The following is a 24,911-nucleotide window of genomic DNA, read 5'->3' on the forward strand; positions in this document are numbered from 1 at the left end:
AGGCTCGCTCCCACATTGGTTTTTTGTCCCCTTCAAAATTTGTGTTCGCTTTAACGCACCAACGGACTGCCCATGAAACTCTCCCGCCTCGTCCTGACGCTGACCCTTCTGCCGTCCGGCCCACTCCTGGCCGACACCTTCGAACGTGATCAGGCCCTGAAGCTGCCCGACGTGCTGATCAGCGCCAACCGCCAGGTCGAAGCCCGCAACGACAGCAGCGCCGCCAACACCGTGTTCACCCGCGAAGACATCGACCGTCTGCAACCGGGCAGCGTCACTGACCTGCTGCGTCGTGTGCCGGGCGTGCAAGTCGGGCAAACCGGCGGGCGCGGCAGCCTGCCGGGGATTTACATTCGGGGGACGAAGTCGGCGCAGAGCCTGGTGCTGGTGGACGGTCAACGCATCGGCAACTCGACTTCCGGCGACAGCAACCTGCAACACATCAACATCGAACAGGTCGAGCGCGTGGAAGTGCTGCGCGGCTCCCGTTCGGTGATTTACGGCAGCGATGCGATTGGCGGGGTGATCCAGATTTTCACCCGCCGTGGCGCCGAACAAGGCCTGCAACCGCGCCTGCATGCGGGTTTCGGCAGCAACCAGACCTGGGAGCGAAGCGTCGGTTTGTCCGGGGGTGATGAGCAAACTCGTTTCAATCTGGGTGCCAGCCTCGATGAAACCGCCGGGATCAATCGCACCCACGAATCGTACCCGAGCGATGGCGATCACGATGAGTATCGCAACAAGTCGTTGAGTCTGAGCCTGAGTCACGCCCTCACCGATGACATCGAAATCGGCGCCAACCTGCTGGATAACCGTGGCAAAAGCGCATTCGACAATCCGTTCGGCCGCTTCGACAGCACCACCTTCAAATCGGTCCAGCAGCAACCCTACAACGAGTTCACCGTGAGCAGCCTCAGCAGTTACGTCGATGCGCGCATCAACGACCTGTGGAAAACCCGCGTCGAATTCGGCCACAGCGAAAACCGCGAGAAGTCCTTCGACAAGCTCAGCGACGAACGCGGCGTGTTCAACACTTACCGCGACTCGCTGAACTGGCAGAACGACCTGACGCTCGACACACGCAACAGCCTGATCCTTGGCGGCGACTGGTACGAAGACCGCATCAACAGCAGCACAGCGTTCGACGAGGACAGCCGCTGGAACCGTGCGGCATTTATCCAGCATCGCTATCAGGCGGACAGCTTCTCTACGGAACTGGGCCTGCGCCGAGACCAGAATCAGCAGTTCGGCAGTCAGAACAGCTGGAGCGGTACGTTCACCTTGCCGTTAAACCCGGACAACGACGTGCTGCTGACCTACAGCGAAGGCTTTCGCGCACCGACGTTCAATGACTTGTATTACCCGGATTTCAGCAATCCGGACCTGAAGCCTGAAACCTCGAAAAGCTATGAGCTGCAATGGCGCAGTCAGCTGACCGATACCAGTCGCCTCGAAGCCTCGCTGTATCGCACCGACCTAAAGGACGCAATCATCTTCGGCAGCAACGACCGCCCGCAGAACGTCGCCTCGGCACGGATCAACGGGTTTGAAGCGGCGTTGAAGCAAGAACTGCTCGGCTGGCAGAGCGCTCTTGGCGTGGCGATCATCGACCCGCGGGATCGCGACAGTGGCCACACCCTGGCGCGTCGCGCACGGCGGACGTTGAGCCTGGATCTGGATCGGCAGTTCGATCGACTGGGTTTCGGCGCCAGTTGGCAAGCGGTGAGCAGCAGTTATGACGATGAGAGCAATCAGCAGCCGTTAGGTGGGTATGCGTTGCTGGGATTGCGCGGCAGTTGGGAGCTGAATCGTGAGGTCAAGCTTGAGCTGAAGGTCGACAACCTGCTGGACAAGGGTTACAGCCGGGCGTTGTACAGTCATGACGGCAGCCAGTTTGGGTATCGCGAGGAAGGTCGGGCGTGGATGTTCGGGGTGACCTGGACGCCGGAGTTCTAAGAGCAACTCGGTCACCTGTGGCGAGGGAGCTTGCTCCCGCTCGACTGCGCAGCAGTCGCAAAACCGGCTGACGCAGTCCCATCTGAAGTAACCCACTGACAGATTTGGGGCCGCTTCGCAGCCCAGCGGGAGCAAGCTCCCTCGCCACAGGTCAGCGGTCGGGCGCGATGACTTGGCACAACTTGGCCGTCGCCTCGATCATCTGCCCACTCGGCCGCTCCAGACCCTTGTCGGTCATCAACCGCAACTGCCCATGAGCCACCGCCGCCACCTGCGGCCAGGCCTTCCACGCCTCCAGCTGCGCCTGATCGCTGGCCAGAATCACCTCGGGATTACGCTGCAACACCGCTTCCACACTGACCTGCGGCGCGGGTAATGTCAGGTCGGCAAACACATTGCGCGCGCCGCACACTTCAAGCGCATCGCTGATAATCTGCCCGCCACCGACGGTGTACAGTGGACGATCCCAGACCTGATAAAACACTCGCAACGGGTCGTCCCGTCGATAGCGCTGGCGCAGTGAATCCAGGCGCTGCCGCAAATCGGTGGCCAATGAAACGCCGCGTTCGGGCCTGCCGAGCTGCGCGGCAATCGCCTCGATTTGTGCGGTCAATTGTTCAAAGTTGTGCGGGTCGGCGATGTAGGTCGGGATGTTCAAGCGCTTGAGTTGTTCACGCTGCGCCGGGCCGACACTTCCGGGCCAGAGCAGCAGCAAATCGGGCTTCAGGCTGAGCAGCCGCTCCATGTCCAACTGGCCGTAGCGGCCAACGGAAGGAAGGTCTTTGAGTTCAGCAGGACGATCGCCGGCATCGAGCACGCCGACCAGAAGATCAACCGAATCCAGCTCAACAACGATTTCAGACAGAGACGGCGCGAGGCTGACGACGCGTTCGACAGCAGAGGCCATGCCGCTGACGGCCAGCAGCAAAACCACCAGCCCGATGCGGCACATCAGCCGAGTTGACGTGGGATACGGTAGAGGTAGAACAGCACCGTTGTCGACAGCGCCAACAGCACCAACGGCACCGCTTCAAGCCCGACGAACACCGCCAGGGCGCCGATCCAGGCGGGCAGGCAGGCCGCGAGAAACGCTGAACGGCGTTTAGCCGCGAGGGTGACCCAGGCGGCAGGCTCTTCAGGGGTATCGAGGGATTTCTGGGTGGCGATCAGCGCGTGTTTGTAGCCACCGAAAAACTTCAGGCTGACAAACATCGACGCCACACCGGCGATGAACAACGGCATCGCCAACACCGGCAGAAGCGCCTCGCTCTGGCCGAATACGCCGTTGATCACGAACAGCGGCAACAAGGCCAGCGCCAGGTATTGCCACCAGTTGACGGACAGTCGCCGCCGCACCTGACCGCGGGTCACGCCCGGTCTACCTCGCCCTGGTGCTCGTTGCCCATCATGTGGTCAAGCTTGCTGGCCTTGGTGGCCAGGTAGAGTTTGTTGTGCGGATTGTGGCCGGTGTGCAACGGAACGCGCTCGGCAACCACGATGCCCATGTCGGTCAGGGCTTTGACCTTGCGTGGGTTGTTGGTCATCAGACGCAGGGATTTCACGCCCAGATGCTCAAGCATCGGCAGGCACATGGCGTAGTCGCGCTGGTCGGCGGCAAAGCCCAGACGCTCGTTGGCTTCAACGGTGTCGGCGCCGCCGTCCTGCAATTCATAGGCGCGGATCTTGTTCAGCAGGCCAATGCCGCGGCCTTCCTGACGCAGGTACAGCAACACGCCACGGCCTTCACGGGCGATGGCCTGCAACGCCGCCTCGAGTTGCGAGCCGCAGTCGCAACGCTGGCTGAACAAGGCATCGCCGGTCAGGCATTCGGAGTGCAAGCGGCCGAGTACCGGCGCACCGTCGTCGAACTCACCGAGGCTCAGCACAACGTGCTCGCGCCCGTTTTCTTCATCGAGAAAGCCGTGCATGGTGAATTGCGCAAAAGGCGTTGGCAGCTTGGAAGCGGCGACAAAAACGACAGGCACCGGTGTGCTCCTGATCAATAAGTACTGGAGATTCGCAGACGCGGCATTGTAACAGCACGTTCCTACAGACGCTTAGGCTGAATTATGGAGCATAACGATCTAAAAGTTTGATCTCAGGCCCGCCTCTAAACCCGTAGGAGCAGAGCTTGCTCGCGAAGGCGTCCCGACATTCAACGTTGATGTTGACGGTACGGACGCCTTCGCGAGCAAGCTCTGCTCCTACAGGGTTCATTGTTTGCCATATAGTTGTGTTCAGTTCGAGTAGAGTGGATAAGGCTGCTTCCAGCGTTCGAAGATCGGTTTCAGCCGGCCGTTTTTGACCAGAACCTCCATTCGCTGGTCGAACAGCGCCATCAACTTCCGCGCCTTGGGCGTATCGGCAAAACACAGGTACAGCGGCAACTCCGCGATGTGCGTGCGCCGGAACTGGGACGGATCCTTGGCCCGGCGGACCACGTAATCAACTTCGGTCAGCGCATCAATGTAGTAGTCGGCGCGGTTGTGGGTCAGCATCGACAGAATGCCGGTGCGCCGAACGACTTCGTTATAGCGGTTAACGTTGGGCAGGTAATTCTGGAAATCGTAGCCGCGGACCCAGGCCAGTCGATAATTGCCCAGGGTCTCCGGAGTCGGTGCCGGGTTACTCGCCAGCCCCAGGGCGTAGATGTGATCGGTGTCGTAATTCCAGCGCGGATACAGCAGGTCGCTGACTTCATCGCGATAACCGCCGACACAGGCGTCCACTTCACCCCGCTGGGCCAGGCCGATGGCGCGAATGTAAGGTTCGGTGCGAATGTCCAGTTTGACGCCGGCCGGCTCGAAGACTTCGCGCAACACGTCCCAACCCAGGCCGTGGCCATCGGCGGCGGTGTAGTCTTCCCAGTCTTCGCTGGCCAGATGAATCACCGATGGCGTTGTCACCGCCTCCCCCGCCAGGGCGAGCGAAGCAAACAGGGTGAAACCCATCACAGCCAACCAGCGTCGAGCCATCCTAGTCTCCTGCTCCGCCAAGCATCAGGCGAAAATCCATACCAGCCCCTGCATCGCCAACCACGCGAACACCCCGGCCAATACGTCGTCGAGCATGATCCCGACGCCACCGTGCACATGCCGGTCGATCCAGTGAATTGGCCACGGCTTGAGAATGTCGAAGAAGCGGAACACCACAAAACCCGCGAGCAACCAGTACCAGCCTTCCGGCACCAGCCACAGGGTGATCCACATCCCGACCATTTCGTCCCAGACGATGCCTTCGTGGTCGTGCACCCGCAAATCGTCGGCCACTTTGCCGCACAGCCAGAAGCCGAACAGCATGGTGATGCCCAACATCAGCCAGTAACCCCAGTCGGGCAGCATCTGCCACAACGGAATAAAGGGTAGCGCCACTAACGAACCCCAGGTGCCCGGTGCCTTTGGCAAGGTGCCCGAACCGAAGCCGAACGCCAGGAAATGCCATGGATTGCGCCAGACCGACGGCGGTACGAATTCCGCCGGAACCTGTTTGGGATGATCTGTCACGGTGTCTCCCGAAAATGTTGATAGCCCCGTGTTTGCGGGGTGATGTCTTGTCCGGCAGCATCCAGCAGCACGACGCCCTGCCCCGTCACCACACGCCCGACCACATGGATCGGCCAGCCATCTGCCACCATCTGCGGCAACTCGACGGACGGTAAGGTGAAGGCCAGCACGTAATCGTCTCCGCCGCTCAGGGCGGCGTGTTCAGCGCCCGGTTGACCGAGGAAGGCCACTAAAGCCTTCGACAGCGGCAATCGGTCCCGTTCAACCCGAATGCCGACCTTCGACGCCAGCGCGAGGTGCCCGCAGTCGGCGAGCAGGCCATCGGAGATGTCCAGCGCCGAAGTCGCCTTGCCGCGCAATGCCTGCCCCAACGCGAGTTGCGGTTGCGGCGACCAGTAATGTGCCAGCAGCGGATCGGCGATGGCGGCGTCGGCGGTTCGCTGACCGAGTACCAACGGCAAGGCACCGGCGGCGTTGCCCAGCTCACCGCCGACACACAGCAGGTCGCCTGGCTGCGCACCGCTGCGGGTCAGAGCCTTTCCTGCCGGCACACGACCGAACACAGTCATGGTCAGGCTCAACGGCCCACGGGTGGTATCGCCGCCCACCAGCGCCACGCCGCAGCGCTGCGCCATGAGGGTCAATCCACGGGCATACGCTTGCAGCCAATCGGCGGTCGCCGAAGGCAAGGTCAGGGCAAGGGTAAAGGCAACGGGGGCGGCGCCCATGGCAGCCAGATCACTGACGGCCACGGCCAGCGAGCGCTGACCGAGCAGAAACGGGTCGCAAGGGTCTGCGAAATGCACGCCGGCAACCAGCGTGTCGGTGGAAATCGCCAACTGCTCCCCGGGAGGAACAGCCAGCAAGGCGCAGTCATCGCCGATCCCGAGGGCAACGCCTTCGCCGCCCTGCGCACAAGGCGCGGCGGCGAAGAAGTTGCGGATCAGCTCAAACTCGCCCATGGCTGAGACAAAGAGTGTTCAAGCGCCGATCAGCGCTTGAACGCCTTCACTTCAGCTTCACGCAGACGCGGGGCCAGCTTGTCGAGTACACCGTTGACGAACTTGTGGCCGTCGGTGGAACCGAAGACTTTCGCCAGCTCGATACCTTCGTTGATCACAACGCGGTAAGGCACGTCGACGCGCTCGAGCAGTTCCCAGGTGGACAGGCGCAACACCGCCAGTTCAACCGGGTCCAGCTCTTCGATGGTCAGGTCGAGGCAAGGCTTGAGCGCCGCGTCGATCTTGTCCTTCTGCGCGGGAACCCCGTGGAGGATTTCACGGAAGTAGGCGCCGTCGACATCGCTGAAATCGTTATCGACCCGGAACTGCGCTTCGATCTCGTTCAGCGACTGCTTGGCCATGTGCCATTGGTACAGCGCCTGAGTCGCGAGCTGACGGGCTTCGCGACGCTTGACGCTTTTCGATGGCTTGCCGGCATCCGCAGGCTTTGGATCGCGCGGGTTGAAACGATCGCTATCGTCGCTAATCACTTGGCCTCCAACTGCGCCAGCAGGCTGACCATTTCCAGAGCGGACAGGGCAGCTTCGGCGCCTTTGTTACCGGCCTTGGTGCCGGAACGTTCGATGGCTTGCTCGATGGAATCAACGGTCAGGACGCCGAAAGCGACCGGTACGCCGAACTCCATGGACACCTGGGCCAGGCCCTTGGTGCATTCGCCCGCCACGTATTCGAAGTGCGGAGTACCGCCACGAATGACCGCGCCCAGAGCGATGATGGCTGCGAACTCGCCCTTCTGAGCGACTTTCTGCGCAACCAGCGGGATTTCGAAGGCGCCAGGCGCACGGATGATGGTGATGTCGCTTTCGCTCACGCCATGGCGAACCAGGGCATCAACTGCACCGCTGACCAGGCTTTCAACGACGAAGCTGTTGAAACGGCCCACTACCAAAGCGTAGCGGCCTTTAGGGGCGATGAAGGTACCTTCGATGGTCTTCAGGGTCATTCGTTAGATCTCTTAAAGAGCCGGGACGCGTCTTCTACGCGTCCCTCAGTGATATTTGAACCGCGAATACAGCACCGGAAATTCCGCAACGACGTTCACTTTGTGGCGAGGGAGCTTGCTCCCGCTGGCTGCGTAGCAGCCCCTCTTGTGGGCGCTGCGCACCCAAGCGGGAGCAAGCTCCCTCGCCACAGTAAATCAAACAAGCCTTAAGTGAACAACGATGCCAAACCCCGGATCATTATTCGGAGGGCACGTATTCTACAACTTCCAGATCGAAACCGGATATCGCATTAAATTTCATCGGCGCAGACATCAGGCGCATTTTGCGTACGCCCAGGTCCCGGAGGATCTGCGAACCGGCACCGACAATGCTGTAGGTGGTCGGTTTTTTCACCGGTGCGTGCTCCGCTGTTTCACGGATGTGTGCCAGCAACACGTCGCCATCGAGCGGGTGACCGAGCAACAGCACCACACCGCTGCCGGCCTCGGCAACCGCGGCCATGGCGGCACGCAGGCTCCAGCGGCCAGGCTGCTTGACCATCAGCAAGTCGCGCAGCGGGTCCATGTTGTGCACGCGAACCAGGGTCGGTTCTTCGGCGCACACGTTGCCCAGGGTCAGGGCCATGTGCACGTCGCCTTCCACGGAATCACGATAGGTCACCAGGTTGAATTGGCCCAGTTCGCTGTCCAGCGGCTGCTCGGCAATCCGCTGAACGGTACGTTCGTGGATCATCCGGTAGTGAATCAGGTCGGCGATGGTGCCGATCTTGATGTTGTGCTCGGCGGCGAACGCTTCCAGTTCAGCGCGACGGGACATGGTGCCGTCGTCGTTCATCACTTCGCAGATCACGCCGCTCGGCTCGAAACCGGCCATGCGCGCGAGGTCGCAGGCAGCTTCAGTGTGCCCGGCGCGAGCCAGGGTGCCGCCAGCCTGGGCCATCAGCGGGAAGATGTGGCCGGGGCTGACGATGTCTTCAGCCTTGGCGTCTTTCGCGGCGGCGGCCTGCACGGTGCGCGCACGGTCGGCGGCGGAGATGCCGGTGGTCACGCCGGTGGCGGCTTCGATGGACACGGTGAACTTGGTGCCGAAACCGGAACCGTTGCGCGGCGCCATCAGCGGCAGCTTCAGCAGTTCGCAGCGCTCGCGGCTCATCGGCATGCAGATCAGGCCACGGGCGTGCTTGGCCATGAAGTTGATGTGTTCAGGCTGGCAGCACTCGGCGGCCATGATCAGGTCGCCTTCGTTCTCGCGGTCTTCGTCATCCATGAGGATGACCATCTTGCCTTGGCGGATGTCTTCAACCAGTTCTTCGATGCTATTGAGCGCCACAAGGCACCCCCTTGGGTCAGGATTTGAGGTAGCCGTTGGCGGCCAGAAAGCTTTCAGTGATGTTCCCGGACTTTGCAGGCTCTGCGGCCTTGTCGCCCAACAGCAGGCGCTCCAGGTAACGGGCAAGCAAGTCGACTTCAAGGTTCACCCGGCGACCTGGCTGATAAGACGCCATGATGGTTTCGCTCAGGGTGTGCGGAATGATGGTCAACAGGAACTCGGCGCCATCGACCGCGTTCACGGTCAGGCTGGTGCCGTCGACGGTGATCGAGCCTTTGTGGGCGATGTACTTGGCCAGTTCCTTCGGTGCACGGATGCGGAATTCCACGGCGCGCGCATTCTCGGTGCGGGCAACCACTTCGCCCACGCCATCGACGTGACCGCTGACCAGATGCCCGCCGAGGCGAGTGGTCGGGGTCAGGGCTTTTTCCAGGTTGACCGGGCTGCCGCTTTTCAGGTCGTTCATGGCGGTGCAGTCGAGGGTTTCGCGACTGACGTCCGCCGCAAAGCCATTGCCCGGCAATTCAACGGCGGTCAGGCACACGCCGTTGACCGCGATGCTGTCGCCCAGTTTGACGTCGCTCAGATCGAGCTTGCCGGTTTCTACGTGTACCCGCACATCTCCGCCTTTTGGGGTCAATGCACGAATACTGCCGATGGATTCGATGATGCCGGTAAACATGGAGTCCTCCTCGAGAACAGGGCCGTCGCGTGGCGCAGACCGGAAATTATACGCTCGCCGCTGGCGCAGGAATGGCAATGACTCGCCAGTCATCGCCAACCGCGCGGATTTCGGTGATTTTGAGCTCGGGCGCGTCTTTCATCTGCGCCAATGGCCAGTCCAGCAGCGGTCGTGCCGAGGAACCGAGGAACTTGCCGGCGATGAAGATCTGGAATTCATCCACCAGGCCTTGCTGAGCAAATGCACCCGCCAGACGCGGGCCCGCTTCGACCAGCACCTCGTTGACCCCGCGATTGGCCAGTTCGACCAGCAACTTGCGCAGGTCGACCAAACCATCCTCGCCCGCCACGATCAGGCATTCCGGACCGTTGGCGTATTGCTCTTCGATTGCCATGCAAGTGGCGACCAATGCCGGGCCGGCCTTGAAAAATGGCGCATCCAGCGGCACTCGCAGTCGGCCGTCGATCAGCACGCGAAGCGGCGGACGGCTCATGGCCAAAGCGGTTTGTTCGGCGTCCAGTCCCAGCTCGTCAGCGCGCACGGTCAAACGGGCATTGTCCGCCAGCACCGTGTCGGCGCCGGTCAGCACCACGCTGGCCTGGGCGCGCAGGCGTTGTACCGCCGAGCGTGCGGCCGGGCCGGTGATCCACTGGCTTTCGCCGCTTTCCATCGCCGTACGACCGTCGAGGCTCATGGCCAACTTGACCCGCACGAACGGCAACCCGTGTTCCATGCGTTTGAGGAAGCCTTGATTGAGCTTGCGCGCCTCGCCTTCCAGCACGCCGCTTTCGATAGCGATGCCGGCCTGAGCCAGACGCTGCATGCCGCGACCGGCCACCGACGGGTTCGGGTCCTGCATCGCCGCAACCACGCGAGCGACGCCGGCGTTCACCAGTGCATCGGCGCAGGGCGGCGTGCGGCCGTGGTGGCTGCACGGTTCGAGGGTCACGTAAGCGGTGGCGCCACGGGCCTTGTCACCGGCAGCGCGCAGCGCGTGGACTTCGGCGTGGGGTTCGCCGGTGCGCTCGTGCCAGCCTTCGCCGACAATCTGCCCGTCCTTCACGATCACACAGCCAACCCGTGGGTTGGGGTGTGTCGTGTAATGGCCTTTGCGCGCCAGTTCCAGGGCACGGGCCATGTAATGGGCGTCGAGGATGGCTTGTTCTGGGGAGGTGGTCATTCTTTCACCGGCTCACGGGCCAGGCGATCGATCTCTTCGCGGAACTCGTTGAGGTCCTGGAAGCGTCGATACACGGAGGCGAAACGAATGTAGGCAACTTCGTCGAGCTTTTGCAGCTCGGCCATCACCAGTTCACCGACCACGAGGGATTTGACCTCTCGCTCGCCAGTGGCGCGCAGTTTATGTTTGATGTGCACCAGCGACGATTCGAGGCGCTCGACACTCACCGGGCGCTTCTCCAGCGCCCGCTGCATGCCTGCACGGAGTTTTTCTTCGTCGAACGGCTGGCGGCTGCCGTCGGTTTTGATCAGGCGCGGCAACACCAGTTCAGCGGTTTCGAACGTCGTAAAACGCTCGCCGCAGGCCAGGCATTCGCGCCGGCGGCGCACCTGTTCGCCCTCGGCGACCAGACGCGAGTCGATGACCTTGGTGTCGTTGGCACCGCAGAAGGGACAGTGCATGGTGGCAGGCAACAAAAAAAGGGAGGGCCATGGTAGCGCATCCCGGTGGCAAGACAAGCCATAGGGTTTGCGGTATACAGACTGGCTATATAGAACGATCCATGGATTTCACCTTGCTGGAGCCGCTAATGTCACTCAGACCGCTTGTATTGCTCAGCCTTTTCAGCCTGTTGGTGGCCTGCAGCAGCGACGCACCCAAGCCCCAGCCGCCGACGCCAGGGCCTGCCCCACAGGCGGCGCAGAAGAAAGCCAAAGAGTCCGCCAACCTCGGCCCGCTGCCCGCGTATCAGCGTGAATTGAGCGGCACCCTGCAAGGCGTGCCGGCCGGCGCCGAAGTCGAACTGGCGCTGCTGGTGATCGACGAAAAGGACCGCCCGCAGCAATTGCTCGCCAGTTCGAGCCTGATCGGCACCAATCAAGTGTTGCCGTTTCATCTGCGTTTTAACCCGGAATCTTTCCCGGTCGGCGCCCGCGTTGAACTGCGGGGCCGCGCCAGCCAGTCCGGCCAGCTGATTTTGCACCTGCCGTCGCAGACCATCACGCAGCCAACCACGCAGGTTTTAGGCCAGCTGCAATTCGTCAAAGCGCCATGATTGCATCGCTCGACCTGCAACAGGCGTTAAGTGAACTGCTGGGTGACGCACAGCTTGTCCCGGTCGCATTGCCCGATACCGAGCTGAAACTCTGGCTGATCGACGGCGACAACATGGATCGCGCGTTCAGCCCGGAAGAAACCCGACGGATTCTGCATGACCCGCCGTACTGGAGTTTCTGCTGGGCCAGTGGGCTCGCGGTGGCGCGTTATCTCGCCGAATATCCCGAATGGGTCAAAGGTAAGCGGGTACTGGATTTCGGTGCCGGTTCCGGGGTCGTGGGGATTGCCGCCGTGAAGGCCGGGGCGCTGGAAGTGGTGGCCTGCGACCTGGATCCGCTGGCGATTGCCGCGTGTCGGGCGAATGCTGAACTCAATGATGTACACCTCAACTATTCGACGGATTTTTTCGCCGAGGCGGATCGGTTTGATCTGATTCTGGTGGCCGACGTGTTGTATGACCGGGCGAACCTGCCGTTGCTCGACGAGTTTTTGAGTCGTGGCCAGGAGGCGCTGGTGGCCGATTCGCGGGTGCGGGATTTTCGTCATCCGCTGTATCGGCGCATCGAAATGCTGGAAGCGATGACCTTGCCGGATCTGTGTGAGCCGGAAGAGTTTCGGCATGTGAGCCTGTACCACGCGCGCCGCCGCTAAAAGCATCGCGGGCAAGCCTTGCTCAGGTCCAGCGCCGCTCTCAATAACGGCGCGGACCTGTAGCAAGGCTTGCCCGCGAAGGCGTCCGGTCAGGCAACACACCTTTCAAAGGACACCCCGCTTCCGGCCGCCCCCCGCCAGGCCGTATAGTTGCCCCATTAACGCTTCCAAGAGATCCCCCATGAGTCAGGAAACGCCGTACATCTTCGACGCCACGACCGCCGATTTCGACCAGTCGGTGATCGAGAACTCTTTCCACAAACCGGTGCTGGTGGATTTCTGGGCCGAATGGTGTGCGCCCTGCAAAGTGCTGATGCCGATGCTGCAGACCATTGCCGAGGGCTATCAGGGCGAGTTGCTGCTGGCGAAGGTCAACTGCGACCTCGAACAGGACATCGTTGCCCGCTTCGGCATTCGCAGCCTGCCAACCGTAGTGTTGTTCAAGGATGGCCAGCCGGTGGATGGTTTTGCCGGTGCGCAGCCAGAATCCGCCGTCCGCGCGATGCTTGAGCCTCACGTACAAATGCCGCCACCGGCGGCGGCTGATCCATTCGAACAGGCACAGGCGCTATTCGACGAGAGTCGTTTCGCCGACGCCGAAGCCGTTCTCACTGTGCTGCTGGGCGAAGACAACACCAACGCCAAGGCTCTGATTCTTTATGCCCGCTGCCTGACTGAACGCGGCGAGCTGGGTGAAGCGCAAACCGTGCTCGACGCGGTGAAAAGCGATGAACACAAGGCTGCGTTGGCCGGCGCAAAAGCGCAGATCCAGTTTCTCGGCCAGGCCAAGGACCTGCCGGATGCCGCGGACCTGAAGGCGCGTCTGGCGAAGAATCCGCAGGATGATGAAGCGGTGTATCAACTGGCGATCCAGCAACTGGCCCGCCAGCAGTACGACGCAGCGCTGGACGCGTTGCTCAAGCTGTTCATCCGTAACCGCAGCTACAGCGAAGGCTTGCCGCACAAGACCTTGCTGCAGGTGTTCGAACTGCTGGGCAATGATCACCCGCTGGTGACCACGTATCGCCGCAAACTGTTCGCTGCGCTGTATTGACCGCAACCTTGTAGGAGCACGGCTTGCCGGCGAAGGCGTCCTTGAGATCGCCTTCGCGAGCAAGCTCTGCTCCTACAAATTTGGTTCGATCCAGCTATAGAACGGCGTATCCCCGCTGCGCTGTATTGACCGCAACCTTGTAGGAGCACGGCTTGCCGGCGAAGGCGTCCTTGAGATCGCCTTCGCGAGCAAGCTCTGCTCCTACAAATTTGGTTCGATCCAGCTGTAGAGCGGCGTATCCCCGCCGCTCGATACTTTCACATCAGCGCAATGTCGCAAGCGCACCAGCAAGCGCTTGCCCGACGCCGCGCTGCACGTCAGTCCTTCCAGTTGCTCCAGCAAATCCGGCCCGCTCAATTGCCCGGCCTTGCGCAACAAATCCTTTGCGACCTGCCACTGCGCATCATCCTGATTGATCGGTTTGGCCGGCGCCGCACTGGCTTCGGGTTTGACCACCTGCAACTGCGCGCCGAGCCGTGCCCAGTCACCGTCGTCCATCTCGAGGGTCAAATCCACCGGCCAGTCGCCGATGGTTCCGCGTATCCGCAACATAAGTCTGCTCCTGCACATTTCTGACCCACATGCTCCCATGGGACTTGTGCAACGCCAAGCGGGCGGTCAAACTCTCCGCACTTACGTTATAAGATTACATAACAATTTATTCATTTTACTTCCGGAGACCCGCCATGCGTCGTCTGCTGCTCGCTTTGCCGTTTGCCCTGTTGCCGCTGGCTGTCGCCCACGCCGCTGATGAACATGACCATGAGCACGGCAGCCTCGGCGCTCACGAACATGGCGTCGGGCGCCTGAACGCGGCGCTGGACGGTCAGACCCTGGAACTGGAACTGGAAAGCCCGGCGATGAACCTGGTGGGTTTCGAACACGCCGCCACTACCGACGCCGACAAAGCCAAAGTCGCCGCCGTCCGTGCACAGCTCGAAAAACCGCTGGCCCTGTTCAACCTGCCGAAAGCCGCCGGTTGTGTGGTGGCGAGCCAGGAACTGGAAAGCCCGTTGTTCGGCGACAAACCGGATGCCGATGACGATCACGACGACGATGCCAAAGACGAACATCACCACGACCACAGCGAAATCCACGCTCACTACCAATTCACCTGCGCGGCCCCGGGTGCGCTGAAAACCCTGGACCTGGCGAATATCTTCAACACGTTCCCGGCGACCCAAAAAATTCAGGTACAACTGATCAGCCCGAGCGGGCAGCAAGGAGTTGAAGTGACGGCCAAGGCTGCCGCCCTCAAATTCTAAATTCACCGAAGATCCCCTGTGGGAGCGAGCCTGCTCGCGATAGCGGCCGAACAGTCGACATCTATGTTGAAGGTGATGGCCTCATCGCGAGCAGGCTCACTCCCACAGGGGGTTGGTGTTGAATGTGAAGTTGAGACAAGTACCCAAAACCCATGAAACCGGCGCCATGACCCAAGCACTCATCGAACTGTCCGACCTGGGCTTCAGCTGGCCCGGTCACCCACCGTTGCTGGACATCCGGGCCTTCCGCCTGGAACCGGGCGAAACCCTGTTCCTCAAAGGCCCCAGCGGCAGCGGCAAGACCACCCTGCTCGGCCTGCTCGGCGGCGTGCAAAAGCCGGATCGCGGCAGCATTCGCCTGCTCGGCCAGGAACTGACCGAACTCGGCGCCGGTGCGCGTGACCGCTTTCGCGTGGATCACACCGGCTATATCTTCCAGCAGTTCAACCTGCTGCCGTTTCTCTCGGTGCGCGAGAACGTCGAGTTGCCCTGCCACTTCTCAAGACTGCGCGCCCAGAGGGCGATCCAGCGCCATGGCAGCGTCGATCAAGCCGCCGCCACCCTGCTCGCCCACTTGGGCCTGAAGGATGAAAGCATCCTCAGCCGCCGCGCCGATTCGCTGTCCATCGGTCAGCAACAACGCGTCGCCGCCGCCCGCGCCTTGATCGGTCAGCCGGAACTGGTCATCGCCGACGAACCGACTTCCGCGCTGGATTACGACGCTCGCGAAAACTTCATTCGCCTGCTGTTCGCCGAATGCCGCGAAGCCGGGTCGAGCCTGTTGTTTGTCAGCCATGACCAAAGCCTCGCGCCGCTGTTCGATCGCCACCTGTCGCTGGCCGATCTCAATCGCGCCGCCACCCCGTCCGAGGTCTGAGATGTATTTGTTTCGTCTAGCCATGGCCAGCCTGGCTAACCGCCGCTTCACCGCGATCCTCACTGCATTCGCCATCGCCCTGTCGGTCTGCCTGCTGCTGGCCGTGGAACGGGTGCGCACCGAAGCCAAGGCCAGTTTTGCCAGCACCATCAGCGGCACCGACCTGATCGTCGGCGCCCGCTCCGGCTCGGTGAACCTGTTGCTGTACTCGGTGTTCCGTATCGGCAACGCCACCAACAACATCCGCTGGGACAGCTTCGAGCACTTCGCCAACAACCCGAAAGTGAAGTGGGCGATCCCGATGTCCCTCGGCGACTCCCATCGCGGTTATCGGGTGATGGGCACCACCGAGGCGTACTTCGAGCACTACCAGTACGGCCATCAGCAACACCTGGAAGTGGCCGACGGTCGAGCCTTTGCCACCGACCCGTTCGAAGTGGTGCTCGGCGCCGAAGTGGCCGATGCGCTGCACTACAAACTCGGCGACAAACTGGTGCTGGCCCACGGCGTGGCGGTGATCAGCCTGGTCAAACACGACGACAAACCGTTCACCGTGGTCGGCATTCTGAAACGCACCGGCACCCCGGTGGACCGCACGCTGCACATCAGCCTCGGCGGCATGGAAGCGATTCACATCGACTGGCACAACGGTGTGCCCGCCCAGGGCCAAGGCCGGATCAGTGCCGATCAGACGCGCAACATGGACCTGACGCCGCAAGCGATCACCGCGTTCATGCTCGGCCTCAACAGCAAGATTTCGTCCTTTGCGCTGCAGCGCGAGATCAACGAATTCCGCGGCGAACCAATGCTGGCGATCCTGCCGGGCGTGGCGCTGCAAGAGTTGTGGAGTTTGATGAGCACGGCGGAAAAAGCCTTGTTCGTGGTCTCGCTGTTCGTGGTGCTGACCGGGTTGATCGGCATGCTCACGGCGATTCTCACCAGCCTCAATGAACGTCGGCGCGAGATGGCGATTCTGCGCTCGGTCGGTGCGCGGCCGTGGCACATCGCAACGTTGCTGGTGCTGGAGGCGTTTGCTCTGGCGCTGTCGGGCGTGATCGCCGGCGTGGCCCTGCTTTACGTGTGCATCGCTGCCGCGCAGGGTTACGTGCAGGCCAATTACGGTTTGTATCTGCCGCTGGCCTGGCCCAGCGAGTATGAATGGACGCTGCTCGGTGGCATCCTGATCGCCGCGCTGCTGATGGGCAGCGTGCCGGCCTGGCGCGCGTATCGCCAATCCCTGGCCGATGGCCTGTCGATCCGACTATGAGGACGTTAACGATGCCCCGCGCTCTGCTTGCGCTGTTGATGCTGGTTGCCCTGCCGTTGTGGGCGGCCGAGCCGAAAGAGCTGACCTGGTCGGAAATGATCCCGCCAGACGCCATGCCGGAAGTGCCGAACATGACGCCCCTGCATGACCTGTCGCAGATGGGCAACGCGCTGTCCGCCGAGTCGGCGCCAGCCGCCAAACAGGACATGCCGAATGCGCCGGTGGTGAAGAGCCTCGATGGCCAGAACATTCGCCTGCCAGGCTACATCGTGCCGCTGGAAGTGAGTGAAGAAGGCCGTACCACGGAGTTTCTGCTGGTGCCGTATTTCGGCGCCTGCATCCATGTGCCGCCACCGCCGTCGAACCAGATCGTGCATGTGAAAAGCGAAGTCGGCGTGAAGCTGGACGAGCTGTATCAGCCGTACTGGATCGAGGGGGCGTTGCAGGTCAAGGCGTCGACCAGTGAGTTGGCGGATGCGGGGTATCAGATGGAGGCGGACAAGATTTATGTGTATGAATTGCCGGAGTGAATCCGGCACTTTTGTGTTGCCTGATCAATCGTCATCGCGGGCAAGCCTTGCTCCTACAAGGTCGACCGATCCTGTAGGAGCAAGGCTTGCCCGCGAAGAGGCCATCAAAGGTTCCACAAAAACCCGGACCATCACCGTTTCATTGAGCTGAATCAAAAGACCGTACCAGACGGCTCCGTACCATTGGACATCGAACATTTTCAACGTCCTTTGGAGCCCCCATGCACAAGTCCGCGCTCTGCGCTTCGCTGTTTGCCCTCGCGCTCGCTGCCCCGCTCGCCTACGCCCACGAGGCGGGCGACATCCTCGTTCGTGCCGGTGCAATCACCGTCAACCCGAAAGCCGACAGCTCCAGCGTCAAGGTCGATCAAGGCCCGTTGGCCGGCGCCGATCTGGGTGGCAAGGCCACCATGAGCAGCGACACGCAACTGGGTCTGAACTTTGCCTACATGCTCAACAGCCACTGGGGCATCGAGCTGCTGGCAGCGTCGCCATTCGAGCACGACGTGAAGCTCAAAGGCACCGCCCTCGGCGCGGCCAACGGCAAACTCGGCACCCTGAAACACCTGCCACCGACCTTGAGCGTCGTGTACTACCCACTGGATGCGAAGTCCGCGTTCCAGCCATACGTCGGCGCCGGTATCAACTACACCTGGATCTACGACGAGCACGTCAGCAGCGATGCACAGTCCAACGGCTTCAGCAACTTCAAGGCCGATAACTCGTGGGGCATGGCGTTCCAGGTCGGTGCTGACTACATGATTACCGACAACATCATGCTCAACGCCCAGGTGCGCTACATCGATATCGATACCACCGCGACCGTTGAAAACAACGCCGTTGCACCAGGTACTCGCGCCAAGGTCGACGTGGATGTTGATCCGTTCATCTACATGGTGGGCCTGGGTTACAAGTTCTAAATCGTTCACGTGGTGGGAACGATATTTCTGTAGGAGCGAGCTTGCTCGCGATGGACCTGAGGACGACGCGCTCTACCAGGCAGTACGCGTTACCGTTCACGTCTTTCGCGAGCAAGCTCGCTCCTACAGTCCCAGCAACCGCGCCAGACCGACACTCATCGGTGTCTGCGTCGGACATGTAAAACGCTCCAGCAACCGCTGGTTATTCGCGCGCGAATGGCGGATATCACCGGAACGCGCCGGGCCGTAACTCACCGAAGGCAGCTCGCCGACGACCACTTTCAGCGCTTCAAGCATTTGCTTGAGGCTGGTGGCCTGGTTCCAGCCGACATTGACCGCGCCGCTTTCAACCCGCGGTTTGTCGATGGCTTGCACCAGCACGTCGACCAGGTCCTCGACGTACACGAAATCTCGCGTCTGCTCACCGTCGCCGAACACGGTGATCGGCAGGCCCTTCTGCGCGCGCTCGCTGAAAATGCTGATGACCCCGGAGTACGGCGAGGAGGGATCCTGGCGCGGGCCGAAGATGTTGAAGAAGCGGAAAATCACCGGTTCCAGCCCATGCTGGCGACGGTAGAAATCGAAGTAATGCTCACTGGCCAACTTGTCCGACGCGTACGGTGTCAACGGTGCCTTGGGCGTGTTTTCACTGATCGATTCGCCTTCACCATTGTTGCCGTAGACCGCCGCGCTGGACGCAAACAGCACACGCTTGACGCCGGTCTCGCGCATGGCTTCGCAGACATTCAGCGAGCCGATGAAATTGCTCTGGTGCGTCTTCACCGGATCGTCCACCGAGGCCTGCACCGAAGCCACCGCCGCCAGATGCGCGACCGCACTGCAGCCGGCCATCGCCTTGGCGACCAGCGCCGCATCGGCGACGTCGCCGACAATCAGCTCGACGCCAGGATTCTCCAGCGGCAGGTTGCTGCGTTTGCCGGTGGAGAGGTCATCGAGAATCCGCACCGAGTGGCCCTTGGCGAGCAAGGCCTCGGTCAGGTGCGAGCCGATGAAACCGGCGCCGCCGGTGATTAAAACAGGGCCGTCAGCCATGGCGATAGAACCTGTCCAGTAAGCCCGGGAGTGCCGCACGCCAGGCGCGGGGCTTGATCCCGAAGGTGTGGAGGATTTTCTTGCAGGCCAGCACTGCGTGTTGTGGCTCTTCGGCAGCGTCCGGTCGCGCGGCGTGAGCCTGGGCGGTCGGCGCTTCGATGGCCAGCTCGTGAAGGCTGCGCGCTTCGGTGAGGATCGCCTGCCCAAGCGCCAGCGGCGTGGTCGCCTCGTGCCCGGCGTAATGGTAGGTGCCCCACAGCGGCGCCGCGCAATCGAGTTGTTTGAGCACGGAAATGATCACCCGGGCCGCGTCGTCCACCGGGGTCGGATTGCCCCGGCGGTCGTCAGCCATCAACAGTTCTTCCGGTTTTTCGGCACGGGACAGGAAACGCCCAAGGGTGCCGTCGGGGCTGTCATCGAGCAACCAGCCGAACCGCAGCAGCACATGCTGCGGGCAGGTCGCGCGCACGCTTTGCTCGATCCGCCACAAGGCCTGACCACGCAGGCCCAGCGGCACCGGCTCGTCTTTTTCGCTGTAGGCCGTCGCCCGGGAGCCATCGAACACGCGATAGCTCGAGGGTTGCAGCAGAACGATGTTGTGGTGCTGGCACAGTTCGGCCAGACGCTCGACTGCGCGCTCCTGCCCGGCCAGACGCGGCTCGCTGACCGTCTCCGCCTGAAACCAGTCGAAGTAGTAGGCGAGGTTGATCAACGCGTCCGGTCGGGTGTCGTCGAGCAGTTGCGTCAGGCTCGCGGCATCCCAGCCATCTTGCGGTGGGCGGGGGGCGAGGAAACCGATGTCTTCCTCCGCACCGAGGCGAATCAGCGCCTGCCCAAGGGCATTTCCGCCGCCCAGTAACATAAGGCGCATTCGCATAGAGTCAGCAGGCCCAGTCTGATTGGAACAATGGCTTTATCGACACCGCTCGCGGGCGATGCCGTCGATAGATGCCGGAATCGTTGCATTTTGCGGGTTTAGTGCGCAACCGTCATCCGTAAAGTGTAGATACCTTGGTTGTGCGCTGCCTGTGCCGGCCTCATCGCGAGCAAGCTCGGCTCCTACAGATGATCTCTGTGAGATACAGATTTTGTGTACGACGCAAATCCACTGTAGGAGCCGAGCTTGCTCGCGAAGGGGCCCTAAAGGCCACCAGAAGTCTTGAGCGGTACTTGCATCTTCAGCCCCCCGCCCGCATAAACTGCTGCATGAATCTGCCAATCCCGACGGACAGCGCCCTGGCAGGCTTCCACCCCGCCGTCAGCGCCTGGTTCAGCAGTACCTTCCCGACGGCCACCGCCGCCCAGGTCCGGGCGTGGCCGCTGATCCGCCAGCACCGTTCGACCCTGATCGCCGCGCCCACCGGCTCCGGCAAAACCCTCACCGCGTTTCTCGCCGTTATCGACGACCTGGTTCACCGCGGGCTGGAAACCGCAGGCGGTTTGCCCGACGAAACGCTGGTGGTCTATGTCTCGCCGCTCAAGGCCTTGTCCAACGACATCCAGATCAACCTGCAAAACCCGCTGGCCGGGATCACTGAACAGTTACGCGTGATGGGCTTGCCCGAACTGCAGATCACTACCGCCGTGCGCACCGGCGATACGCCGCAAAAAGACCGCTCGGCGATGCGCAAAACCGCGCCACACATTCTGGTCACCACCCCGGAATCCCTTTACGTGCTGCTCGGCTCCGACTCCGGTCGGCAAATGCTCAGCACCACGCGCACAGTCATCGTCGACGAAATCCACGCCATCGCCACCAGCAAACGCGGCAGCCATCTGGCCCTGAGCCTGGAACGTTTGCAGGCGTTGTGCGCAGCACCGTTGATGCGCATCGGCCTGTCCGCCACGCAAAAACCGATCGAAGCCGTCTCGCGGTTTTTGGTGGGACGTGATCGCGAGTGCGAGATCATCGACATCGGCCACGCCCGTCCGCGGGATCTGGGCATCGAAGTACCGCCAGTGCCGTTGTCCGCCGTCATGGCCAATGATGTCTGGGAACTGGTCTACGACCGCCTCGCCGTCCTCGCCCGCGAACACCGGACCACGCTGATTTTCGTCAACACCCGACGCTTGGCCGAACGTTTGAGCCGGCATTTGAGCGAGCGACTCGGCAAGGAAGCGGTTGCCGCCCACCATGGCAGCCTGGCCAAGGAGTTCCGCCTCGACGCCGAACAGCGGCTCAAGCGTGGCGACCTGCAAGTGTTGATCGCCACGGCGTCGCTGGAATTGGGGATCGACATCGGCGATGTCGATCTGGTTTGTCAGATCGCCTCGCCGCGCTCGATTGCCGGGTTTCTGCAACGGGTTGGTCGCTCCGGCCACCAGGTCGGCGGCACGCCGAAGGGCCGGTTATTCGCCACCACCCGCGACGATCTGATCGAATGCACCGCCCTGCTCGACTGCGTGCGCCGGGGCGAACTCGATACTTTGCAGATTCCTCAAGCGCCGCTGGACGTGCTGGCCCAGCAGATCATCGCCGAGGTCAGTTGCCAGGAATGGCAGGAGCAAGCGCTGCTGGAGGTATTCCGCAAAGCCTCACCCTACGCCGAACTCGACGAAAAACATTATCAGGCGCTGCTGCAGATGCTCGCCGAAGGCTACAACGGTCGCCAGGGCATCCGCAGCGCCTACCTGCACCGCGACGCCGTGACTCGCACGATGCGTGGTCGCCGCGGCAGCAAACTGACCGCCGTGACCAGCGGCGGCACCATTCCGGACAACGCCGACTACAGCGTGCTGCTGGAACCGCAAGGGCTGAACATCGGCAGCGTCAACGAAGACTTCGCCGTGGAAAGCATCGCCGGCGATATCTTTCAGTTGGGCAATACGTCGTACCGAATCCTGCGGGTCGACACCGGCAAGGTCCGGGTCGAGGATGCTCACGGGCAGCCGCCGACCATTCCATTCTGGCTCGGTGAAGCGCCGGGGCGCAGCGCGGAATTGTCCTTTGCCGTGGCGCGCCTGCAAGCGCAACTCGATGCGCTGCTCGGCGCCACGCCCGGCAACTTGCAGCCCGCCCTCGACTGGCTGACCGACACCCTCGGCCTGAACCTCGACAGCGCCGAACAGCTGGTGGATTACCTCGCCCGCGCACGCCTGACACTGGGCGCCCTGCCGTCACAGGATACGCTGCTGATGGAGCGTTTTTTCGACGAGTCCGGCGGCACGCAACTGATCATCCACACGCCGTTCGGCAGCCGTATCAACCGCGCCTGGGGCCTGGCCTTGCGCAAGCGATTCTGCCGCACCTTCAATTTCGAATTGCAGGCCGCCGCCAGCGAAGACGCGATCGTCCTGTCGTTGTCCACCAGCCACAGTTTCGAGCTCGATGATGTCTGGCGCTACCTGCACAGCAACAGCGCCGAGCACCTGCTGATTCAAGCAGTACTCGATGCGCCGCTGTTCGGCGTGCGCTGGCGCTGGAACGCCGGGGTCGCGCTGGCGCTGCCGCGTTACACCGGCGGGCGCAAAGTCGCGCCGCAGATTCAGCGGATGAAAAGCGAAGACCTGATCGCCAGCGTGTTCCCCGACCAGATCGCCTGCGTGGAAAACCTCGCCGGCGAGCGCGAGATTCCCGAGCATCCGCTGGTGGAACAGACCCTCGACGATTGCCTGCACGAAGCCATGGACTGCGAAGGCTGGCTGGCCTTGTTGCGGCGCATGGAAAGCGGTGACGTTCGCCTGATCAGCCGCGACCTGCCGGCGCCCTCGCCACTGGCGGCAGAAATTCTCAGCGCCCGGCCTTACACCTTTCTTGACGACGCGCCGCTGGAAGAGCGCCGCACCCAAGCCGTGCTCAACCGGCGCTGGACCGATCCGCAGTCCACCGACGACCTCGGCGCGCTGGATGCCGAGGCGATTCAAGCGGTGCGCGATGAGGCCTGGCCGGCGCCGACCAGCCTTGATGAAATGCATGAGGCACTGATGAGTCTGGCGTGCGTCAGCGATGCCGAGGCGCAGGCCCATCCGCAGTGGCTCGATTGGCTGAAAGCCCTTGCCGAGGGCGGGCGCACCAGTCGCTTGCAGGTCGATACCGAGCGATCACTGTGGCTGGCGCTTGAACGACTGACGTGCCTGCGGGCGATTTATCCACAGGCGAAATTGTTCCCACCACTGGAGGCGCTGCCGGGGTTCGATGAGGTCTGGGAGCCGGACGAGGCGGTGCTGGAAGTCATCCGCGCACGGCTCAGCGCTTTTGGTCCGTTGCCACTGAGCGCGATTGCCGAACCGCTGGGATTACCTTCGATAAAAATCACCCAGGCGCTGGCGCAACTGGAACGCGAAGGATATGTACTGCGCGGGCAATTCACCCCCGGCGCCGATCAGCAGGAATGGTGCGAACGGCATCTGCTGGCGCGAATCCATCGCTACACGGTCAAGCGCCTGCGGCGGGAAATCGAACCCGTAGCGCTGCAGGATTTCATGCGTTTTCTGTTCGACTGGCAGCATCTTTCTACGGCGACCCAGGGCCAGGGCAGCGCCGTGTTGCCAGCGATTGTCGGGCAATTCGAAGGCTACGCCGCCGCTGCTTCCGCTTGGGACAGCGACATTCTGCCGGCGCGGATCAAAGGTTATTCGGCAGGTTGGCTGGATGACCTGTGCCGCAGCGGCAAACTGGTCTGGACGCGCCTGACCGCACGCAGCAAAAGCGCCAGCACCGCGTTGCGCAGCACGCCCATTGTGCTGCTGCCGCGCAGTCAGTTCGGGTTATGGAGCAGTCTGGCCGAGCAGACACCCGTCAGCGAACTGTCGCCGAAAACGCAAAAGGTTTACGAAGCCCTCAGTCAGCACGGCGCGCTGTTTTTCGATGAGCTGATTCACGAGGCTCATCTGCTGCGCTCGGAGCTGGAAATCGCCTTGCAGGAACTGGTCGGCGCCGGGCTGGTGAACGCCGACAGCTTTGCCGGTTTGCGGGCGCTGATTACGCCGGCGAGTAAACGCCAGGCCCGCAGCAGCCGACGCGGACGCGGACGCGGACGCGGGGCGTTTATCGGCGGCATGGACGATGCCGGGCGCTGGGCGTTGCTAAGACGCGGAACGCCTACGCCGGTGGTGGATAACAAACGTCCGGCACCGACGCCGAACGAGACCCTGGAACACATCGCCATGACCTTGCTGCGCCGCTACGGCGTGGTGTTCTGGCGCCTGCTGGAACGCGAAGCGGACTGGTTGCCGAGCTGGCGCGAATTGCTGCGCACGTTCCATCGGCTGGAGGCGCGCGGCGAGATTCGCGGTGGGCGGTTCGTCAGTGGTTTGGCCGGTGAGCAGTTTGCCTTGCCCGAGGCGATTCCGTTGCTGCGGGAAGTGCGGCGGCGGGCGCATGACGGGAGTTTGATCGCGGTGTGCGGGGTCGATCCGCTGAACCTGGCGGGCACGCTGTTACCCGGCGCGAAAGTTCCGGCGTTGGCGAGTAATCGACTGGTGTATCGCGATGGTCTTCCAGCGGCTGCCGAGATCGCCGGGAAGCAGGTTTTCTGGTTGGAGCTGGATCAGCAATCGACGAGTGATGTACGCATCAAGCTCACCCACCGTAATCCCCTGTAGGAGCGAGGCTTGCCCGCGAAGAACGATAACGCGGTCGTCTTGGTACACCGCGGCGCGTCCTTCGCGGGCAAGCCTTGC

At 62.2% G+C, this 24,911-nt stretch carries 26 protein-coding genes; 10 read left to right on the plus strand and 16 right to left on the minus strand.

From position 1 onward, the window contains the following. Positions 1-72: 72 nt before the first annotated feature. The gene (locus tag ACA066_RS25720; protein ID WP_497697143.1) at positions 73-1,956 is read left to right on the plus strand and encodes a TonB-dependent receptor domain-containing protein; all 1,884 of its coding nucleotides are present in this window, start codon (positions 73-75) and stop codon (positions 1,954-1,956) included. 151 nt (positions 1,957-2,107) lie between these two features. Here ACA066_RS25720 and ACA066_RS25725 read toward each other — a convergent pair whose 3' ends face one another. From ACA066_RS25725 to nrdR, 12 genes are all read right to left on the minus strand, one after another. Beyond that, complete coding sequence (locus tag ACA066_RS25725) at positions 2,108-2,908, minus strand: cobalamin-binding protein (protein ID WP_497697144.1); 801 nt, start codon at positions 2,906-2,908, stop codon at positions 2,108-2,110. Further along, on the minus strand, positions 2,908-3,327 hold the full coding sequence (locus ACA066_RS25730) for an MFS transporter (RefSeq protein ID WP_497697145.1): 420 nt from the start codon (positions 3,325-3,327) through the stop codon (positions 2,908-2,910). The genes ACA066_RS25725 and ACA066_RS25730 overlap by 1 nt, the downstream gene beginning before the upstream one ends. Next, complete coding sequence (ribA, locus tag ACA066_RS25735) at positions 3,324-3,941, minus strand: GTP cyclohydrolase II (RefSeq protein WP_008033730.1); 618 nt, start codon at positions 3,939-3,941, stop codon at positions 3,324-3,326. Before ribA ends, ACA066_RS25730 begins: the two co-directional genes overlap by 4 nt. 252 nt (positions 3,942-4,193) lie before the next feature. Next, on the minus strand, positions 4,194-4,931 hold the full coding sequence (locus ACA066_RS25740) for a substrate-binding periplasmic protein (protein ID WP_497697146.1): 738 nt from the start codon (positions 4,929-4,931) through the stop codon (positions 4,194-4,196). Positions 4,932-4,955: 24 nt separating this feature from the next. Next, positions 4,956-5,459, minus strand: coding sequence for a phosphatidylglycerophosphatase A family protein (locus tag ACA066_RS25745; RefSeq protein ID WP_131062001.1), 504 nt, complete (start codon positions 5,457-5,459; stop codon positions 4,956-4,958). After that, positions 5,456-6,421: a thiamine-phosphate kinase gene (gene thiL, locus ACA066_RS25750; RefSeq protein ID WP_497697147.1), complete on the minus strand. Its 966-nt coding sequence runs from the start codon at positions 6,419-6,421 to the stop codon at positions 5,456-5,458. Before thiL ends, ACA066_RS25745 begins: the two co-directional genes overlap by 4 nt. A gap of 29 nt (positions 6,422-6,450) precedes the next feature. After that, positions 6,451-6,951, minus strand: coding sequence for a transcription antitermination factor NusB (nusB, locus tag ACA066_RS25755; protein WP_214379096.1), 501 nt, complete (start codon positions 6,949-6,951; stop codon positions 6,451-6,453). Next, positions 6,948-7,424, minus strand: coding sequence for a 6,7-dimethyl-8-ribityllumazine synthase (gene ribH, locus ACA066_RS25760; RefSeq protein ID WP_003228649.1), 477 nt, complete (start codon positions 7,422-7,424; stop codon positions 6,948-6,950). Before ribH ends, nusB begins: the two co-directional genes overlap by 4 nt. A 238-nt stretch (positions 7,425-7,662) precedes the next feature. After that, positions 7,663-8,754 carry a bifunctional 3,4-dihydroxy-2-butanone-4-phosphate synthase/GTP cyclohydrolase II gene (gene ribBA, locus ACA066_RS25765; RefSeq protein ID WP_017341037.1) on the minus strand — a complete coding sequence of 364 codons (1,092 nt, stop codon included), beginning with the start codon at positions 8,752-8,754 and terminating at the stop codon, positions 7,663-7,665. 16 nt (positions 8,755-8,770) lie between these two features. Further along, on the minus strand, positions 8,771-9,436 hold the full coding sequence (locus ACA066_RS25770; protein ID WP_008000433.1) for a riboflavin synthase: 666 nt from the start codon (positions 9,434-9,436) through the stop codon (positions 8,771-8,773). Positions 9,437-9,482: 46 nt separating this feature from the next. After that, on the minus strand, positions 9,483-10,616 hold the full coding sequence (ribD, locus tag ACA066_RS25775) for a bifunctional diaminohydroxyphosphoribosylaminopyrimidine deaminase/5-amino-6-(5-phosphoribosylamino)uracil reductase RibD (RefSeq protein WP_497697148.1): 1,134 nt from the start codon (positions 10,614-10,616) through the stop codon (positions 9,483-9,485). Beyond that, the gene (nrdR, locus tag ACA066_RS25780; RefSeq protein WP_003228656.1) at positions 10,613-11,077 is read right to left on the minus strand and encodes a transcriptional regulator NrdR; all 465 of its coding nucleotides are present in this window, start codon (positions 11,075-11,077) and stop codon (positions 10,613-10,615) included. Before nrdR ends, ribD begins: the two co-directional genes overlap by 4 nt. 128 nt (positions 11,078-11,205) lie before the next feature. Here nrdR and ACA066_RS25785 point away from each other — a divergent pair, with 128 nt between their 5' ends. The 3 genes from ACA066_RS25785 to trxA all read left to right on the plus strand — a co-directional run bounded on the left by ACA066_RS25785 (position 11,206) and on the right by trxA (position 13,377). Then, positions 11,206-11,670, plus strand: coding sequence for a YbaY family lipoprotein (locus ACA066_RS25785; RefSeq protein ID WP_214379102.1), 465 nt, complete (start codon positions 11,206-11,208; stop codon positions 11,668-11,670). Continuing rightward, positions 11,667-12,323 carry a class I SAM-dependent methyltransferase gene (locus tag ACA066_RS25790; protein WP_497697149.1) on the plus strand — a complete coding sequence of 219 codons (657 nt, stop codon included), beginning with the start codon at positions 11,667-11,669 and terminating at the stop codon, positions 12,321-12,323. The genes ACA066_RS25785 and ACA066_RS25790 overlap by 4 nt, the downstream gene beginning before the upstream one ends. A gap of 181 nt (positions 12,324-12,504) precedes the next feature. Then, positions 12,505-13,377, plus strand: coding sequence for a thioredoxin (gene trxA / locus ACA066_RS25795; protein WP_497697150.1), 873 nt, complete (start codon positions 12,505-12,507; stop codon positions 13,375-13,377). A 201-nt stretch (positions 13,378-13,578) separates the two neighbouring features. Here the strand turns inward: trxA and ACA066_RS25800 are convergent, their stop codons facing one another. Next, the gene (locus tag ACA066_RS25800) at positions 13,579-13,929 is read right to left on the minus strand and encodes a hypothetical protein (RefSeq protein WP_497697151.1); all 351 of its coding nucleotides are present in this window, start codon (positions 13,927-13,929) and stop codon (positions 13,579-13,581) included. A 134-nt stretch (positions 13,930-14,063) separates the two neighbouring features. Here ACA066_RS25800 and ACA066_RS25805 point away from each other — a divergent pair, with 134 nt between their 5' ends. From ACA066_RS25805 to ACA066_RS25820, 4 genes are all read left to right on the plus strand, one after another. After that, complete coding sequence (locus tag ACA066_RS25805) at positions 14,064-14,642, plus strand: DUF2796 domain-containing protein (RefSeq protein WP_497697152.1); 579 nt, start codon at positions 14,064-14,066, stop codon at positions 14,640-14,642. Between the two features lie 166 nt (positions 14,643-14,808). Beyond that, complete coding sequence (locus ACA066_RS25810; protein ID WP_497697153.1) at positions 14,809-15,519, plus strand: ABC transporter ATP-binding protein; 711 nt, start codon at positions 14,809-14,811, stop codon at positions 15,517-15,519. 1 nt (position 15,520) lies between these two features. Then, a complete protein-coding gene (locus tag ACA066_RS25815; RefSeq protein ID WP_497697154.1) occupies positions 15,521-16,786 on the plus strand; it encodes an ABC transporter permease in 1,266 nt (421 codons plus the stop codon). Positions 16,787-16,797: 11 nt separating this feature from the next. Continuing rightward, positions 16,798-17,316, plus strand: a complete 519-nt coding sequence (locus tag ACA066_RS25820; protein ID WP_214379113.1) for a DUF3299 domain-containing protein — start codon at positions 16,798-16,800, stop codon at positions 17,314-17,316. A 24-nt stretch (positions 17,317-17,340) separates the two neighbouring features. Here ACA066_RS25820 and ACA066_RS25825 read toward each other — a convergent pair whose 3' ends face one another. Continuing rightward, positions 17,341-17,514, minus strand: coding sequence for a hypothetical protein (locus ACA066_RS25825; protein WP_497697155.1), 174 nt, complete (start codon positions 17,512-17,514; stop codon positions 17,341-17,343). A gap of 23 nt (positions 17,515-17,537) precedes the next feature. Between ACA066_RS25825 and ACA066_RS25830 the strand changes: the two genes are divergently transcribed. After that, positions 17,538-18,236: an OmpW/AlkL family protein gene (locus ACA066_RS25830; RefSeq protein WP_497697156.1), complete on the plus strand. Its 699-nt coding sequence runs from the start codon at positions 17,538-17,540 to the stop codon at positions 18,234-18,236. A gap of 123 nt (positions 18,237-18,359) precedes the next feature. Here ACA066_RS25830 and pgnE read toward each other — a convergent pair whose 3' ends face one another. Together pgnE and ACA066_RS25840 are read right to left on the minus strand one after the other, a co-directional pair. Continuing rightward, positions 18,360-19,289: a UDP-N-acetylglucosamine epimerase PgnE gene (gene pgnE, locus ACA066_RS25835; RefSeq protein ID WP_497697157.1), complete on the minus strand. Its 930-nt coding sequence runs from the start codon at positions 19,287-19,289 to the stop codon at positions 18,360-18,362. Further along, positions 19,282-20,166, minus strand: a complete 885-nt coding sequence (locus tag ACA066_RS25840; RefSeq protein ID WP_497697158.1) for a sugar nucleotide-binding protein — start codon at positions 20,164-20,166, stop codon at positions 19,282-19,284. The genes pgnE and ACA066_RS25840 overlap by 8 nt, the downstream gene beginning before the upstream one ends. A gap of 329 nt (positions 20,167-20,495) precedes the next feature. On the opposite strand from ACA066_RS25840, the gene ACA066_RS25845 reads away from it, so the two are divergent. Continuing rightward, positions 20,496-24,833 carry an Lhr family helicase gene (locus tag ACA066_RS25845; RefSeq protein ID WP_497697159.1) on the plus strand — a complete coding sequence of 1,446 codons (4,338 nt, stop codon included), beginning with the start codon at positions 20,496-20,498 and terminating at the stop codon, positions 24,831-24,833. Positions 24,834-24,911: the final 78 nt, after the last annotated feature.

The organism is Pseudomonas sp. LBUM1651, from assembly GCF_059716135.1.